At 59.3% G+C, this 15301-nt stretch carries 14 protein-coding genes, 2 tRNA genes and 1 other RNA gene; 8 read left to right on the top strand and 9 right to left on the bottom strand.

The window, feature by feature from the left end:
• Positions 1 to 4: 4 nt before the first annotated feature.
• The 3 genes from hslV to trmFO are packed head-to-tail and all read right to left on the bottom strand — an operon-like array spanning position 5 to position 2765.
• Positions 5 to 541: an ATP-dependent protease subunit HslV gene (hslV, locus tag RI101_14385; protein ID MEC4891235.1), complete on the bottom strand. Its 537-nt coding sequence runs from the start codon at positions 539 to 541 to the stop codon at positions 5 to 7.
• Positions 538 to 1476 (bottom strand): tyrosine recombinase XerC, encoded by a 939-nt coding sequence (xerC, locus tag RI101_14380; protein MEC4891234.1) that lies wholly within the window; start codon positions 1474 to 1476, stop codon positions 538 to 540. Before xerC ends, hslV begins: the two co-directional genes overlap by 4 nt.
• Positions 1449 to 2765, bottom strand: coding sequence for a methylenetetrahydrofolate--tRNA-(uracil(54)-C(5))-methyltransferase (FADH(2)-oxidizing) TrmFO (gene trmFO / locus RI101_14375; GenBank protein ID MEC4891233.1), 1317 nt, complete (start codon positions 2763 to 2765; stop codon positions 1449 to 1451). The genes xerC and trmFO overlap by 28 nt, the downstream gene beginning before the upstream one ends.
• Positions 2766 to 2976: 211 nt before the next feature.
• On the opposite strand from trmFO, the gene RI101_14370 reads away from it, so the two are divergent.
• The 3 genes from RI101_14370 (at position 2977) to RI101_14360 (ending at position 4854) form a co-directional block, all read left to right on the top strand.
• A tRNA-Val gene (locus RI101_14370) sits at positions 2977 to 3051 on the top strand.
• Positions 3052 to 3237: 186 nt separating this feature from the next.
• Complete coding sequence (locus RI101_14365) at positions 3238 to 3558, top strand: hypothetical protein (GenBank protein MEC4891232.1); 321 nt, start codon at positions 3238 to 3240, stop codon at positions 3556 to 3558.
• Positions 3559 to 3699: 141 nt separating this feature from the next.
• Positions 3700 to 4854, top strand: coding sequence for a tetratricopeptide repeat protein (locus tag RI101_14360; GenBank protein ID MEC4891231.1), 1155 nt, complete (start codon positions 3700 to 3702; stop codon positions 4852 to 4854).
• 23 nt (positions 4855 to 4877) lie between these two features.
• Here the strand turns inward: RI101_14360 and dksA are convergent, their stop codons facing one another.
• The 6 genes from dksA to RI101_14330 form a co-directional block, all read right to left on the bottom strand.
• Entirely contained in the window at positions 4878 to 5333 is a 456-nt protein-coding gene (gene dksA / locus RI101_14355; protein ID MEC4891230.1) for an RNA polymerase-binding protein DksA, read from the bottom strand.
• A gap of 89 nt (positions 5334 to 5422) precedes the next feature.
• The gene (gene recR / locus RI101_14350; protein ID MEC4891229.1) at positions 5423 to 6025 is read right to left on the bottom strand and encodes a recombination mediator RecR; all 603 of its coding nucleotides are present in this window, start codon (positions 6023 to 6025) and stop codon (positions 5423 to 5425) included.
• Positions 6026 to 6033: 8 nt separating this feature from the next.
• Complete coding sequence (locus tag RI101_14345; protein ID MEC4891228.1) at positions 6034 to 6357, bottom strand: YbaB/EbfC family nucleoid-associated protein; 324 nt, start codon at positions 6355 to 6357, stop codon at positions 6034 to 6036.
• Positions 6354 to 8204, bottom strand: coding sequence for a DNA polymerase III subunit gamma/tau (gene dnaX / locus RI101_14340; GenBank protein MEC4891227.1), 1851 nt, complete (start codon positions 8202 to 8204; stop codon positions 6354 to 6356). Before dnaX ends, RI101_14345 begins: the two co-directional genes overlap by 4 nt.
• Before the next feature lie 106 nt (positions 8205 to 8310).
• Positions 8311 to 8410, bottom strand: an RNA gene (gene ffs / locus RI101_14335) — signal recognition particle sRNA small type.
• 277 nt (positions 8411 to 8687) lie between these two features.
• Positions 8688 to 8777 (bottom strand) — tRNA-Ser (locus tag RI101_14330).
• A 130-nt stretch (positions 8778 to 8907) separates the two neighbouring features.
• Between RI101_14330 and RI101_14325 the strand changes: the two genes are divergently transcribed.
• From RI101_14325 to atpD, 5 genes are all read left to right on the top strand, one after another.
• Complete coding sequence (locus RI101_14325) at positions 8908 to 10557, top strand: AsmA family protein (protein ID MEC4891226.1); 1650 nt, start codon at positions 8908 to 8910, stop codon at positions 10555 to 10557.
• A gap of 198 nt (positions 10558 to 10755) precedes the next feature.
• Positions 10756 to 11295, top strand: coding sequence for an ATP synthase F1 subunit delta (gene atpH, locus RI101_14320; protein ID MEC4891225.1), 540 nt, complete (start codon positions 10756 to 10758; stop codon positions 11293 to 11295).
• A 2-nt stretch (positions 11296 to 11297) separates the two neighbouring features.
• The gene (gene atpA, locus RI101_14315) at positions 11298 to 12815 is read left to right on the top strand and encodes a F0F1 ATP synthase subunit alpha (GenBank protein MEC4891224.1); all 1518 of its coding nucleotides are present in this window, start codon (positions 11298 to 11300) and stop codon (positions 12813 to 12815) included.
• 45 nt (positions 12816 to 12860) lie between these two features.
• Positions 12861 to 13739 carry an ATP synthase F1 subunit gamma gene (atpG, locus tag RI101_14310; GenBank protein ID MEC4891223.1) on the top strand — a complete coding sequence of 293 codons (879 nt, stop codon included), beginning with the start codon at positions 12861 to 12863 and terminating at the stop codon, positions 13737 to 13739.
• 88 nt (positions 13740 to 13827) lie between these two features.
• The gene (gene atpD, locus RI101_14305) at positions 13828 to 15270 is read left to right on the top strand and encodes a F0F1 ATP synthase subunit beta (protein MEC4891222.1); all 1443 of its coding nucleotides are present in this window, start codon (positions 13828 to 13830) and stop codon (positions 15268 to 15270) included.
• Positions 15271 to 15301 lie beyond the last annotated feature (31 nt).

Below are 15301 nucleotides of genomic sequence, written 5' to 3'. Positions count from 1 at the left end.
TGATCTATCCTCGCAGTTCCTCAACGATGATTTGCTGGTTCGTATAAATGTCGATGGCGCCGGCGATCATCATGGATTCTTTCACAAGGGTTGCGGCATCCAGCGGCGAATGGCCGAGGAGCGCTCTGGCTGCCGACAGGGCATAGGGGCCGCCGGAGCCGATAGCTAAAATGCCGTCTTCCGGCTCCACGACATCGCCGGTTCCCGAGATGATGAAGGATTGCTCACGGCCCGCGACGGCCAGCAGCGCCTCCAGGCGGCGGAGCACGCGATCTGTGCGCCAATCCTTGGCCAATTCCACGGCGGCCCTGGTGAGGTTGCCGCGATACTCCTCGAGTTTGCTTTCAAACTTTTCAAACAGGGTAAAGGCGTCGGCGGTGGCTCCGGCAAATCCCGCCAGGACTTGGTCATGGTGCAGGCGGCGGAGCTTTTTGGCGTTCTGTTTCATCACCGTCGTGCCCACGGTTACTTGCCCGTCGCAGCCCATGGCCACCCGGCCATCGCGCCGGACGCAGAGAATGGTCGTCGAGCGGATTCTCATGATCCAGTGTCATCCTTTCGGGGAGAAGTGCGTGCTCCCTTCGCACGGGGATGGGCCCGGTCATAGACGGCGAGGAGCTGGTCCGTGGCCAGATGGGTGTATTTCTGGGTGGTGTTCAGCGACGCATGCCCCAGCATTTCTTGAATGGAACGCAGGTCGGCGCCTTCATCCAACAGATGCGTCGCGTAGGAATGGCGCAGGGCATGGGGGCTGACGGCTCCACCCGCGAGACGGCTTGAGTAGCGGGAGACCACGCGGGCGACGCTGCGAGTGGTCAGGCGGCCGCCGCGGTGATTGAGGAACAGGGGCGCCGACGGCTGTTGTGCGGGCGCGGAGATATTCAACGAAGCGCGATAGGTCCGGATGGCGTGGAGCGCGAGGTCGCCGATGGGGACGATCCGCTCCTTGCGCCCTTTCCCGCGCAGGTGGACGAGCCCTTCGTCATGATTGATATCGCCCAGATTGAGCCCCACGGCTTCGCTGACGCGTGCGCCGGTCGAATAGAGCGTTTCAAGCAGTGCCCGATCGCGCAACGCCAGCGCCGATGTGCCCTCGGGGCATTCCATCAAGACATTCGCGTCGTCTTTGGTCAGGACTCGCGGTAACGGCTTGGGGAGTTTGGGGCTGCGAATCTCTTCGGCCGGATTCGCGGCGACCGTGCCTTCCCGCACGTGAAACCGGTAGAAACTGCGCAGGCAGGCGAGCTTGCGCGACAGCGAGGAGGCTTTTTCGCCCTTCCGGTCCAGCCAATGAAGATAAGCGCGAATGGATTCGGCGGTGATCTCGCCGGCGCGAATCTGCCGGGGCGGCTGCTGTGTCTGCGTGAGGAACGCCGTCAATTGGGTCAGGTCTGACTGGTAGTTGCGAATGGTCTCCGGCGAGGCATTGCGCTCGACGGCGAGGAATCTCATGAAAGCGCGGATTGCGTCATCCATCGATCGAAATCCTCACGGGCCCGTTGGGCAATGAGTTGCCGTTTCTTGTCCTTATCTCTCGGCGTTTGCGCGAGCGGGGGAAAGAGGCCGAAATTGGTGTTCATCGGCTGAAAATGCTTGGGGTCCGATGCGGACACGTGGCCCACCAGACAGCCGTGCGCCGTGGTCGGCGGCGGTGTGACGAGTGGAAGGCCGGCCAGCGCGCGGGCCGCATTGATACCGGCGAATCCCCCCATGGCCGCCGATTCCGTATAGCCCTCGACGCCGACCAATTGTCCGGCGAAGAACAGCGTGCCCCGTGCTTTGAATTGCAAGGTGTTCAAGAGCAGCTGCGGAGAGTTGATAAATGTGTTGCGATGCAAGCTGCCATAGCGCAAAAACTCGGCCTGTTCCAGCCCCGGAATCATGCGGAAGACGCGCTTCTGCTCCGGATAGGTGAGTTTCGTCTGAAACCCGACAAGGTTGTAGCAGGTGCGGTGCACGTTTTCCGTCCGGAGCTGGACGACCGCCGCCGGGCGGCTGCCGGTGCGCGGATCGGTGAGTCCCACCGGTTTCATGGGGCCGAAGGCGAGCGTCTGCCGGCCCCGCTCCGCCAAGACTTCGATGGGGACGCAGGCTTCGAAGTAAGGGGTCTTTTCAAATTCTTTCGGCTGCACTTTTTCGGCGGCCATCAGGGCATCGTAAAAGGCATTGTACTGCGCGTTGTCCATCGGGCAGTTCAGGTAGTCGTCCCCGCCTTTATCATAGCGGGAGGCTGCGAAGACGATGTCCATATTGATCGAGTCGGCGTCGATAATCGGAGAGATGGCATCGAAGAAATAGAGATGCTGCGACTGGGTCACGGCGCGGATGGCTTGCGACAATTTATCCGACGTGAGCGGCCCGGTTGCGATGATGCAGAGGCAGTCGGTCGGGATCTCCGCGATTTCTTCATGCAGAATTCTGACGTTGGGATGGCCTTCGAGCGCCTGGGTGATCTTGAGGGAGAATTGATCGCGATCGACCGCCAGCGCCGATCCCGCCGGAACTTTTGCCTGTTCGGCCGAGGCAATGACCAGCGAGTTGAGCCGCCGCATTTCTTCCTTGAGTATCCCCGGCGCATTGGCCGGATCGGTTGACCCGAGCGAATTGGAACAGACGAGTTCAGCCAAGCCTCCCGTTTTATGCGCCTTCGTCATTTCCTTGGGGCGCATCTCGTACAGCGTCACTTTCGCGCCGCGATTGGCTGCCTGCCAGGCTGCTTCTGAACCGGCCAGACCACCCCCTATGATGACGATGTCATCTCGCATGCTCACGTGTGCTCCTTACGGGAGAAAAAGGGAAGACCCTATTCTAGAAACCGAGTTTTAGATCTGTCAAGGAAAGACCGTGCGAGTCTGCCCTCTCTGGATGGCCGCTAGCGACTCGAGGCTGCTTACTCGTAGGGTGAATTTATGGATCGTATTCTTCTTCCCCATCATTGATCGAACGCGGGGGGCCATGTTAGACTCCTGGCCGGTTGGGCGATTAGCTCAGTGGTAGAGCGCTTCCTTCACACGGAAGAGGCCACAGGTTCGATACCTGTATCGCCCACCATCTTTTCGTTCCTGCGCACATACCCCCTTATAAGTCCTTGCTTTTATAGGCCTGCGAAACCAGCTCTGTTTCTGGACAGAATGGGGATTGTCGGCTACACTTTTTACTGTAGCGAGTGGAATCGAGGCACGAGCGATCATCTTGTCGAACAAAGTGAGGTTAGGTATGAGAGTACGGACTTGTGTTATGGGACTCATGATGATGGCCATTCTGGCGACCGGATGCAGCTCGACGAATCAGTCGGGCAGGGCGAGCGCCGAGCAAGAGTACGTGCCTCCGACCAGTATTTATAACATTCTCGATAGCACGGCGATGATCTACTCGGACCCTGCGGCGGGATCCGCCATTAATGACAATCCTCTTCGGTGGCTGGGGTTCTTGCTGCATCCTATCGGTCAGGCACTCGATTATGCGGTAAACCGGCCGATTTATATGCTGGCCGGGCTGTTCCCCTACGCCACGGGCTATACCCAGGAAGATGCGATGGTGGACGCACAGCGTCGTTAAGACCTGTTCCCGGTTGAGTTTATGAGGCCCGTTCTCTTCTAGGGGAACGGGCCTCTTCTTTTGGGGGCCTCTTCGCAGCTCATGGACAATCGTGTAAGATTCCCTACCGCCTGCACATGAAATACATATAGAGGAGGTGTTGTGCGGTTTCTTCAGCGGCACAGTCTTCTCATTGGCGTTGCTCTTCTCCTCGGGCTGATGCAGGGCTGCGGGGGCGCGCCTCCGCCGGTCAGGCCCAACCTTCCCCCATCTGAAAGCGATCTGGTGCTTCTGACGTCGGCGGCGCTCTGCGACCGCAAGGCGGACCTTCTCAAGAAACTGCCCCAGACCGCGTTGGCGACACGCTCGTGGGGAAGCGGCCAGGAGGTGGTTTATCCCGGAACTCAGAGTCCATCGCACGGGGACGAATCCTATTTCTTTGACGAGGATGGCCTGCTGGTTGGAGCGGTTTTCAGTTTCCCATCCGGGCTTGATCTTCAGCCCTACCCGGTCTTGCGGCGCACGCTCTCGCTACTCAAGCCCTCGCTCGAGTTTTATTTCAATGCGGCGCAACTGGCGACGAAGGGCACCATGGACAGTAGTGCCATCTATGAGACGGGAGATGAAAAGACGACCTTTGAATACCTGGTTACGGGCGATCAAAACCGGCCGGTGTTGCTGATGGCCTCTTTCACGATCGATCCCTATGCGCGGCTATTTTCGCCCTATCGGCAGGAGTTTCTGAGCCGACTCAAGCGCCCTGCCGACGGGAAGGCGGGCATGAAGACAGAAATTCAGGGCAGTGAGGACAAAGACCCCTTTGCTTCTTTACAGCAGTTCGCCCGCGGGCAGACGGCACAACTCGCGTATTGTCAGGAGAAGAACTACGACATTGCGGCCGATGCGTATCAAAAGGCAATCGCGGGTGGGTTTGCCAACAAGGTCTGGTTGGCTGAAGCCCATCATCGTCTGGGAGTGGCGTTGGATGCGAAGGGACAGGTGGAGAAGGCGAAGGCGGAGATGCTGCAATCGCTCGCGATCCGGCCCAACATTCCCGAGGTGCTCAACAATCTGGGTACTCTCCATCGCAAACTCGGTGATAAAGCCGCTGCCATGAGCCTATTCGAAAAAGCGGTGGTTCTGCGTCCGAACTATGCCATGGCCCGGTACAATCTCGCTGAGGCCTATGAGCCGGTCAATCCCAAACGCGCGATTGTCGAGTACGAAACGTTCCTGGCCCTGGTCGAAGGCATTCCTGAGGAAGAGGGGCGGATTGCGCGCGTCACGGAGCGGTTGAAGGCCCTGAAAAAACCTTAAATCTGAGTTGGGCGGAAGAGCGGTCAGCGGCGGGCTTGTTCTTCTTGTTCTTGCAGCGTTTTGCACTCAATGCACAGGGTGGTCACGGGACGGGCTTTGAGCCGCTTGTAGGGAATATCTTCGCCGCAGCGCTCGCAGAGTCCGTAGATCCCCGCTTTCATCCGGTCCAAAGCCTCATCGATTTTTTTGAGGAGCTTCTGTTCCCGATCGCGGATCCGCATTGAGAAGTTCTGATCGACTTCCGCCGAGGCTTGATCGCTGACATCCGGAAATGCTTCCAGGTCTTGGTGTTGCGCGAGCACCTCGCTGACTTCGCCTAATAAACTGGCCCGTTGGTGTTCCAGCGATCGGCGGATGTCGGGATATTTTGCCTTGGGGGGGGAGGATTGTGACGCGTTGGATTTTGAGGCGCGTGCGGAAGCCGACGATTTCGGTGACTTTGACGAAGGGGCTTGTTTGGCGGAAGGACGTGCCTTCATATGCCTCACCAGCAAAGAGAAGCGAGTAAACGAGCCGGGACTATAACAGTCTGATGAAGAGGCGGTCAACGGGAGCGGGAAGGGTCCTGCTACAGATCGCGCCGGCCCTCGATCGACTTCAGCAGCGTCACTTCATCGGCATACTCGATATCCATACCGACCGGGATACCGTAGGCAATTCGAGAGACTCGCACGCCGTGGGGTTTCAGCAGCCTGGTGAGGTAGATGGCTGTGGCTTCCCCTTCGATGGTGGGACTCGTGGCGAGGATAATCTCATCAACTCCGCCGGACTTCACGCGCTCTACCAATTCTTCGGCGCGAATATCGCTCGGCCCGACGCCATCGAGCGGAGAGAGCGATCCCAACAGGACGTGGTAGAGGCCGCGATAGCCTGCCGCCCGCTCGATAGCGTAAATCGTGCTGGGCTCTTCCACGACGAGGATTTTGGTGCGGTCACGCTTGGGGTCGCGGCAAAATTCGCACAGCTCGCCTTCGGCGATATTCCGGCATTGACGGCAAAAGGCCAGCCCGTCTTTGACGGCGCGAATGGCGTCCGCCAAGCGGAGCGCCTCTTCCCGCTCGGTTTTAAGCAGATGAAACGCCAGCCGTTGGGCGCTTTTTTGGCCCACTCCGGGCAGGCGGACGAGTTCTTTGACGAGCCGGGCGAGCAAGCCTTGTTGGTCGATAGCCATGGCGTGGTTTAGAAAAGGCCCGGCATTTTGAGTCCGCCGGTCACCGCTTTCATTTCCTGCTCCATCACGTCCTTCGCCTTTCGGAGCGCCTCATTCGTGGCGGCCAGAACGAGGTCCTGAATCATCTCCACATCGCCGCCTTTGCCGACTTCGGGGTCGATCACGACGCTCACGATCTGCATGGCGCCGTTGGCCGTCACGGTGACGATGCCGCCGCCGGCCGTGCCGCTGGCGGTCTTTGTCGCAGCCTGTTCTTGCAGCTTCGCCATTTGCTCCTGCATGGCTTGGGCCTGCTTCAGAATATTTGACATATTGCCAAAGGGATTTTTCATTCGCTTGCCTCCTTGTGCGCCAGGGTTCTCACGTCGGCTAAATCTGTGCCGAATATTTCAAGGGCCTGCTTCACAATGGGGTTGGCCCGTGCCTGCTCAAATAAGACTACTCGCTGCTCCTGCTCCTTCGCGGCGCGCAGTTGCGCCATCGTCGGTCCGGGGGGATCGGCTTCGGACAGTTCCACGACGCGAATTTTGATCGGCCGGCCCACCTGCTTTTCACACAACGACGCGAGGGAGCGGAGGTTGTCTTCTTTCTCCAGCATTGACCGGGCCAGCGTCGATTGTTTCCCAAAGCCGATGGTGACCTGGCTGCCTTCCAGGCCGATGTACCGGCCTGTTTCGAGAAAGGGCGCAAAGTTGGGAAAAGAGGCCGCCACTTCCTCTTGCACCAGCTCCCATTTAAGCGAGGAGGACGATTGGTTGACAGGAGCGTCGTCGGCCTTCGGTATAGGAACAGGGGTTAGTCCACCTGTTTCAACGCCAGGCCTAGGAGCAGCTGGTGGCCGCGCTGTCTGTTGGGCAGATGGCGAAGGTGATGGCTTGGGGGCGGCCTCAGGCGTCGGCCTGGCTTGTGTTTCGACCGGAGGTGCCTGCCGGACGGCGGTAGGAGTGGCCATGGCCGATGGCTTTGTCGAAGCCGTCGTTGGCGCCGGCGCAGGTCTTCCTGGTGGTGGTGTTGCAACGGTCTTCGGCAGGGATGGAGTGCTGGCTGCCGGCGGCGGTACGTGCGCTCGAATCTCCGGTTGCCGCAAGAGGCGTGTGGCCCGCACCGCCGTCGCCTCCAGCACAAAACGTGGGTGAGCGGTGAAGCGCAGGGAATCCTCGGCCTGGGTGAACATGGTCAGCAATTCCTGCAGCTGTTCCGGCGTCACTCGCTTGGCTTCCGTGACAAGGTGCTGAATGTCTTCTTCGGAGGCTTCGATCAGCCCGCGCAAGTCCGTTGCAGCCGGCACGACGGACGAGACCAGCAGATTGCGGAGGTGTTCCACGACATCGGCGCAAAATGCCTTGAGGTCGTGGCCCTGGTCCAGGAGGTTTGCCACGACGGCCAGCGCCGCCGGGCTGTCTTGAGCGAGAATCGCGGCGATGAGTCCCTGAACGAGTTCTTGCGGCACCGCGCCCAGCAAGACTTCCAGATCCGCATGGGCGATGGTCTTCCCCCCGAACGCAATCGCCTGATCGAGCAGGCTCAACCCGTCCCGCATGCTGCCTTCACTGGCGCGGGCGAGCGCCGTGAAACTGCGGTCCTCGATATTCAGGCCATCTTCTTTGGCCACGTGGCGGAGGCGGTCGATAATCTCCTGCCGGGCGATCCGACGGAAATTATAATGTTGGCAGCGCGAGAGGATGGTGGCGGGAATTTTGTGAATTTCCGTCGTGGCAAAAATAAACACCACATGGGCCGGCGGCTCTTCCAGCGTCTTCAGGAGCGCATTGAACGCCGAATTGGAGAGCATGTGGACTTCGTCGATGATGTAGACACGGTAATGTCCGCGAAAGGGGGAGAACTTCACATTTTCGCGGATCTCGCGCACGTCGTCGACGCTGGTATTCGAGGCGCCGTCGATCTCCATCACATCGACGGAGGTGCCCTGCGTGATTTCGACACAATTGATGCAGGTGTTGCAGGGATGTCCGGTCGGACCCTGCTCGCAATTCAACGCCTTGGCCAAAATACGGGCGATCGTGGTTTTGCCGACGCCGCGCGTGCCGGAAAAGAGATAGGCGTGCGCGATGCGCTTGGTATCGACCGCGTTCATGAGCGTCTGAACGACGTGCGACTGTCCTACGACTTCGTCGAACGTGCCCGGCCGGTATTTGCGCGCGGAGACTTGGTAATCCATGGTTTAATTGGCGAGGGGTTCGGGGCTAGGGGCGAGAGCGTTCAAAATGAGCGCAATGCAATCTCATCCCCCTTGCCTCGTACCCCTTGCCCTTAGCCTATACAAGTGGGGCCAGGTGATCCTGCGGCACACAGAACTGACCGCTTACCGTTGCTTCCTTCCGGACCTGGCGGGGTTCACAGGGTTCTGTTGCACAGGGCCCAGCCCCTTAAGCATGAGCATGCGAGTGGGATTATCCGCTCGCCAAGAATCATCATGGTGGCTCGCGGTCGAGCTAGCTCTGTATGGCGGAGAGGGTGGGCATTCGAAGTCGCGCTAAGGTGCTTCGCACGCGCTCCTACGAAGGGGCCTGCCCCCTCGTACGCTCCCCACGCGAGGGACACATCCCCCGCGATCCCCCTGTTCGACTCCCACCCTTCCGAAATCTTTTCTTGCCGTGTGTATCCCGGTGGAGATTTGGGAGACCAACACTAGCTTACTGTATGGCGGAGAGGGTGGGATTCGAACCCACGGTCGGGTTGCCCCGACGCATGCTTTCCAAGCATGTCGATTCGTCCACTCTCGCACCTCTCCGCGCCCATACGAGAGGCGGGATTGTAACATGCGGCCCTGTGAGCGGCAAGGCAAGGCCGGATGCTAGTGATGCCGCATTTGACCCCCTAGGGGGGCTTTCCTATACTGCGAGGAGAATGGGAGGTGCCGCATGAAAATTCTCTTCGGTCTCGGCGTGGCCGTTGTTCTGCTCGTTGGCCTGGTGTTGCTTCTCCCCTTCATGGTCGATCTCAACAAGTATCAAGACCAGTATCGTCCTCTTATAGAAGAGGCGCTGAATCGCAAGGTTACTCTTGAGGATATCCGTTTGACCATTTGGCCGAGGCTCGGTGCCCGTGTGGCGGGATTCATGGTGGTGGAGGATCCGGCCTTTGGGGCCGGGCCGTTTGCCTCGCTTGCGTCGGTGGAAGTTGGGGTGAAGCTGATGCCGCTGTTGAGCGGAAAGGTGGAGGTCGAAGAGATCACCCTGCGCGAGCCGTTGATCACGGTCACCAAGAATAAGAACGGTGTCCTCAACGCCTCCACGCTGGGACGCAGGGGTGTGGCCGTACCAGAGAAACCGTCGCGCGCACCGGTGCCGTCACCGGATGGACCGCTGAAGATCCTCGCGCTACTGGCCGTGGATCGTGTGTCCATTGTGGGCGGCAAGGTGACGTATCGCGATGGGTCTCAGCCCCAACCGGTTGAATATGTATTGCAGGATATAGAGCTTTTACTACAGTCGGTCCACTTGGGTGAATCGCCGACGCTGCACTTTGCAACGCAAGTTCAGCCACTGAATCTCCCGGTTTCGCTCGATGGCACATTCGGCCCGCTGAAAGAGGCGACGGAGCTCGATGCGATCAATCTTCGGCTTTTACTGGGGGAAACGGCGCTGACCATCACGGGCAACACAGCCGGTCCTCAGGCCTCGATCACGGTGACTTCTCCGGTCATCAACACGGCCAACCTGCCGATGACCCTTCCCGTGAAGAAGCCGGTTGAGGCGAAAAATGTGAAATTGGTGGTGGAGACGAAGGGCCAGGCCCTCGCCCTCCGCGATCTTTCCCTCGAACTGTTCGGTGGGACCCTTGCGATGCAAGGTGGTCTCGTCTCTGGAAGCGTGGCGCCCCCATTCAACGGGAAACTATCCTTGCAGGGGTTGCAACTTGGCCCGGCCATCGACGCAGTCGCCGAGACGCCGATATCGGTCAGCGGAACCGCCGGGGCGGATGTCTCAGTAAAAGGGCAGGGGTTTGGCATTCCGGATTTGACCAACATGTTGGAAGGCGGTGGCCATGTTGCGGTGAAAGACGGCAAGATCGAGGGAGTGAATTTGCTTCAAGAAGCCGTCTCGATTCTAAAGGTGGCCGGGATTTCAATCGGGGAAGCCAAAGCCACTGCGTTTTCCACGATCGAAACGGATCTGGCCATCAAGCAAGGCGTCGTGGCGCTTCAAAACCTGCTGATGGATAGCCACGATTTTCAAGCTACGGGAAGCGGCACGATTGGATTCGACCATGTGGTGAGCCTGACCGTGAATCTGCGCCTCTCTGAAGCCCTGAGCCGGCAGATTGCCGGGGCTTCACCGGTCGCACGGCTGGCGATGAAGGAAGGGCGGCTTGCGTTACCGCTGTTGATCGGCGGGACCTTGGAAGCGCCGACCTATGGGCTTGATATGAAAGGGCTTACCGGCAAGGCCCAAGAGCAGATTCAGAAGAAAGTGGAAGAAACGGTAGGCGGTCTGCTCAAAGGCACGGCCAAGCCGCAAGATCTCGAACAGCAGGGGCGGGATTTGCTGAAAGGTTTGCTCGGCCGGTAAGGCAACGCGTTGTGGTGTAGTTCTGTGCAGCCCTGAGAGAATTTCCCGCGCCCCCGGTCAATGGGACGGCTGCCTGATTGCCCGAATTGTTCAGGTTGACAGTCCTGCGGTTCCAGTGGTACCTTGGCGCGCTATTTTTCGTGCGCATTGCGCGAAACTATTTCGTGTGCCCAAAGTAGAAGTGAGTGAACGCAGACAGTGATTAAGACAGCAGTTGCGCGACGTTACGCACAAGCACTCTTTGAGCTGCTCGACCAATCGAATATCGAAGCCACTCGCACGGCCCTCAACGGCCTTGGCGCCGCCGTCAAGGATTCGGCGCCCCTCCGCCATGTCGTGGCCTCACCGGCTTTTGGAGTGGAAGACAAGATTGCAGTTCTTGGTGAGATCGGCTCCCGCCTCGGGTGCCCTCCTATCGGCAAGACATTCCTCGGCCAGTTGGTGAAAAAAAATCGTGTCGGGTTCTTGCCGGAAATCGCCGAGGCATTTGCCAAGCTGGTCGATGCCTCGAAGGGCACGCAGCCGGTGACGGTCTCGTCCGCTGCCGCCTTGTCGTCCGCCGAACAAGATCGAATGAAAACCCGCCTTCGCGAGACGCTGAAGCGCGAAGTCGATGTCACGTTTCAGGTTGATGCAAGCCACCTGGCTGGCGTGCAAATTCATATCGGCAGCGCCGTTGTCGATAGCACCGTCCGCGGGCGCTTGCGGGCGATGCAGAGCCTGTTGACTAAGGAGTAGCCATGCAGATCAAGGCAGAAGAAATCAGTGCGATCATCAAAGAAAAAATCAAGGGCTTCGACAAGCAGGTCGATGTCAAGGAAACCGGATCCGTCATCCAGGTCGGCGACGGTATCGCCAAGATCTACGGGCTCGACGGTGCCATGGCCGGCGAAATGCTCGAATTCCCCGGCGGCCTCTACGGCATTGCGCTGAACCTTGAAGAGGACAACGTCGGCGCCGTGTTGATGGGCGACGATGTCGGCATCAAGGAAGGCGATCCCGTCAAGCGCACGGGCCGCATCGCGGAAATTCCGGTCGGTGAAGCGCTCGTCGGACGTGTCGTGAATGCCATCGGCCAGCCAATCGACGGCAAGGGCCCGATCAATTCGCCGCACAAATCCCGCATCGAAGTCGTGGCCCCCGGCGTGAATACGCGCCAATCCGTTCATGAACCGTTGCAGACCGGCATCAAGGCCATCGACGCCATGATTCCCATCGGCCGCGGCCAGCGCGAGTTGATCATCGGCGACCGGCAGACCGGCAAGACGGCCATTGCCGTCGATACGATCATCAACCAAAAAGGCCTCGGGGTGTTTTGTATCTATGTCGCGGTCGGGCAGAAGCGTTCGACCGTCGCGCGCGTCGTCAAGACGCTCGAAGAAAATCATGCGATGGAATACAGCATGGTCGTGTCGGCCAGCGCCAGCGATCCGGCTCCGATGCAGTTCTTGGCCCCCTTCGCGGGCGCCGCGATCGGTGAGTATTTCCGTGATAACGGCAAGCATGCCTTGATCGTGTACGACGACTTGTCCAAGCACGCAGTGGCCTATCGGCAGCTGTCGCTGCTGCTTCGCAGGCCGCCGGGCCGCGAAGCCTATCCCGGCGACGTGTTCTATCTGCATTCCCGGTTGCTGGAGCGCGCGGCCAAGCTGAGTGAAAAGCTCGGCGGAGGCAGTCTTACGGCGTTGCCGATCATTGAAACGCAAGCCGGCGACGTGTCCGCCTACATTCCGACGAACGTGATCTCGATCACGGACGGGCAGATTTATCTCGGCAGCGATTTGTTCTATTCCGGTATCCGTCCGGCGATCAACGTCGGTCTGTCCGTGTCCCGCGTCGGCGGATCGGCCCAGATCAAGACGATGAAACAGGTGGCCGGTACGCTGCGCCTGGATCTGGCTCAATACCGTGAAATGGCGGCCTTCGCGCAGTTCGGCAGCGAACTCGACAAGGCTACGCAGATGCAGCTCGCGCGAGGTGTGCGCATGGTGGAGCTGTTGAAGCAAGGCCAATACAAGCCGATGCCGGTGGCGGATCAGGTCTTGTCGATTTACGCGGGCGTCAACGGATTCCTCGACGATGTGCCGGTTGACAAGGTGCAGCAGTTCGAAGCCGATTTGCTGCATTACATCCAGCAGCACCATCCCGAACTGAAAAAAGAAGTGACCAGCATCGGGAAGATCGACGACAAGGTGGCTCCGCGCATCAAGGAAATCATTGCGACCTTTAAGCAGAAGATGGGATACGGCGCAAAGTAGCCATCAGCACCCCTGCTGATCGCTGACGGCTGAAAGCTCGAAACCATGCCCAGTTTACAAAGCCTGCGCCGCAAGATTGCGGCGTTCAAGAATACGCAGAAGATTACCAAGGCCATGAAGATGGTGGCGGCGGCGAAGCTTAAGCGCTCGCAGGACCGCATTCTGGCCGCCCGCCCCTATGCGCACAAGATGCGCGGGGTCTTGAGCAATCTGAGCCAGCGCGTCAATCGCGCGGCGCACCCGCTGCTCCAGAAGCGGGAGGGCAAGAAGATCGAGGTGCTCGTCGTCACGAGCGATCGCGGTCTCTGCGGCGGGTTCAACGGCAACATTGTCCGGAAGAGCGCCGACTTCGTCCGGCAGTGCGAAGCACGCGGGTTGCAGGTCAATGTGAGCATCGTCGGACGCAAGGGCCGCGATTATTTCCGGCGGCGCACCTGGCCGATCCGGCAAGAATGGACCGGGGTGTTCGACAAGCTGAGCTATGAGCACGCCATCGATATCGGCGGGGATCTCACGGATAATTTCGTGAAGGGCACCTTCGACGAACTCTATGTCGTCTACAACGAATTCAAGTCGGCCATCCAGCAGCGCGTGATCGTCGAAAAGCTGTTCCCGGTCGATGCCGCCGCCGAGTTCGGCGCGGCGCAGGCCGAGGGCACGACGGGCGGCAGCTATCTGTACGAGCCGGATGAAGCGGACTTGCTGAATGCGCTGGTGCCCAAACATTTCCAGATTCAGACCTACCGCATTCTCCTGGAGTCGGCGGCCGCCGAGCATGGCGCCCGCATGGCGGCGATGGACGGTGCGACGAGAAATGCCGGTCAGCTGATCAAGAAGGTGACGCTCTACTACAACAAGACTAGGCAAGCGGCGATCACCAAGGAACTGATGGATATTGTCGGCGGCGCGGAAGCACTCAAGTAACGCCGTGCCGAGTGCGGAGCGATGCATGCTGAGACATCCTGGCAGTAGGGCCTCTCAGCATTGAGCATTTGAGCAAAAGGGGTAAAAGATGAGCACAGGTAAAGTGATCCAAGTCATCGGACCGGTTGTGGACGCGGAGTTTCCTCCCGGTCAGCTGCCGAATATCTACAACGCATTGAAGGTCACCCAGGAAGCCAATGAGGCGGCGGGCAAGCCGGCCGTGAATATTACCCTGGAAGTGGCGTCGCATCTTGGTGAAAATCGCGTCCGCAGCATCGCGATGTCGACGACGGACGGTTTGACCAGAGGCATGGATGTCGCGGACACCGGGGCGCCGATCTCGGTGCCGGTCGGGCGTGAAACACTGGGACGCCTTATCAATGTGCTGGGTGAGCCGGTCGACGAAAAGGGGCCGATCAAGACAAAGAAGACCTATCCGATTCACCGCCCGGCGCCGAAGCTGGAAGATCAGGACACCAAGACGGAAGTGCTCGAGACGGGCATCAAGGTGGTGGACCTGCTTGAGCCGTACAGCAAGGGTGGAAAAGTCGGGCTCTTCGGCGGCGCCGGCGTCGGCAAGACCGTCATCATCATGGAGCTCATCAACAATATCGCATTGCACCATGGCGGATTCTCCGTGTTCGCCGGTGTCGGTGAGCGAACCCGCGAAGGCAACGATCTCTGGCATGAAATGAAGGACTCCAAAGTCATCGATCCCGATGATTTTACCAAGTCCAAAGCGGCCTTGGTCTACGGCCAGATGAACGAGCCGCCCGGAGCCCGTCTTCGTGTGGCGCTGACCGGTTTGGCCGTCGCCGAGTATTTCCGCGACGAAGAAAATCAGGATGTGCTGCTCTTCGTCGACAATATTTTCCGGTTCACGCAAGCCGGTTCCGAAGTGTCCGCCTTGCTCGGCCGTATGCCGTCGGCGGTCGGTTATCAGCCGACGCTTTCGACGGAAATGGGGCAGCTGCAAGAGCGTATTACCTCGACCAAGCGCGGTTCGATTACGTCGGTGCAGGCCATCTATGTGCCGGCCGACGACTTGACCGACCCGGCTCCGGCCACCGCGTTCGCCCACCTGGACGCCACGACGGTGTTGTCGCGCCAGCTGGCCGAGTTGGGCATTTATCCGGCGGTCGATCCGCTGGACTCCACCTCGCGTATTCTCGATCCGCAAGTCATCGGGGAAGAGCATTACAAGGTCGCGCGCGGTGTGCAGTCCGTGCTGCAGCGCTACAAAGACTTGCAGGACATCATCGCGATTCTCGGCATGGACGAATTGTCCGAAGACGATAAGATGGTCGTGGCCCGCGCGCGGAAGATCCAACGGTTCCTCTCGCAGCCGTTCCACGTTGCCGAAGCCTTCACGGGCTCGCCAGGCAAGTACGTGAAGCTGAAGGATACGGTTCGGAGCTTCAAGGAAATTCTGGATGGCAAATACGATCACCTCCCGGAGCAGGCCTTCTACATGGTCGGTCCGATCGAGGAAGTGATTGCGAAGGCCGAGAAGATGGGCGTGAAGGTATAAGCGCGAATCGGCAGGACGCATCTCCTGCTCG

Origin of the sequence: Nitrospira sp. (assembly GCA_035968315.1) — a bacterium.
In the GTDB taxonomy this organism is placed as follows: Bacteria; Nitrospirota; Nitrospiria; order Nitrospirales; family Nitrospiraceae; genus Nitrospira_D.
The sequence above is the reverse complement of the archived record's forward strand: the minus strand, read 5'-3'. Positions and strand labels throughout refer to the sequence as shown.

Bases quoted from the DNA above. Each gene is read 5' to 3' on its own strand.
- hslV (MEC4891235.1), bottom strand. From the start codon at position 541: ATGAGAATCCGCTCGACGACCATTCTCTGCGTCCGGCGCGATGGCCGG.
- xerC (MEC4891234.1), bottom strand. From the start codon at position 1,476: ATGGATGACGCAATCCGCGCTTTCATGAGATTCCTCGCCGTCGAGCGC.
- trmFO (MEC4891233.1), bottom strand. From the start codon at position 2,765: ATGCGAGATGACATCGTCATCATAGGGGGTGGTCTGGCCGGTTCAGAA.
- RI101_14365 (MEC4891232.1), top strand. From the start codon at position 3,238: ATGGGACTCATGATGATGGCCATTCTGGCGACCGGATGCAGCTCGACG.
- dksA (MEC4891230.1), bottom strand. From the start codon at position 5,333: ATGAAGGCACGTCCTTCCGCCAAACAAGCCCCTTCGTCAAAGTCACCG.
- recR (MEC4891229.1), bottom strand. From the start codon at position 6,025: ATGGCTATCGACCAACAAGGCTTGCTCGCCCGGCTCGTCAAAGAACTC.
- RI101_14345 (MEC4891228.1), bottom strand. From the start codon at position 6,357: ATGAAAAATCCCTTTGGCAATATGTCAAATATTCTGAAGCAGGCCCAA.
- dnaX (MEC4891227.1), bottom strand. From the start codon at position 8,204: ATGGATTACCAAGTCTCCGCGCGCAAATACCGGCCGGGCACGTTCGAC.
- RI101_14325 (MEC4891226.1), top strand. From the start codon at position 8,908: ATGAAAATTCTCTTCGGTCTCGGCGTGGCCGTTGTTCTGCTCGTTGGC.
- atpA (MEC4891224.1), top strand. From the start codon at position 11,298: ATGCAGATCAAGGCAGAAGAAATCAGTGCGATCATCAAAGAAAAAATC.
- atpG (MEC4891223.1), top strand. From the start codon at position 12,861: ATGCCCAGTTTACAAAGCCTGCGCCGCAAGATTGCGGCGTTCAAGAAT.
- atpD (MEC4891222.1), top strand. From the start codon at position 13,828: ATGAGCACAGGTAAAGTGATCCAAGTCATCGGACCGGTTGTGGACGCG.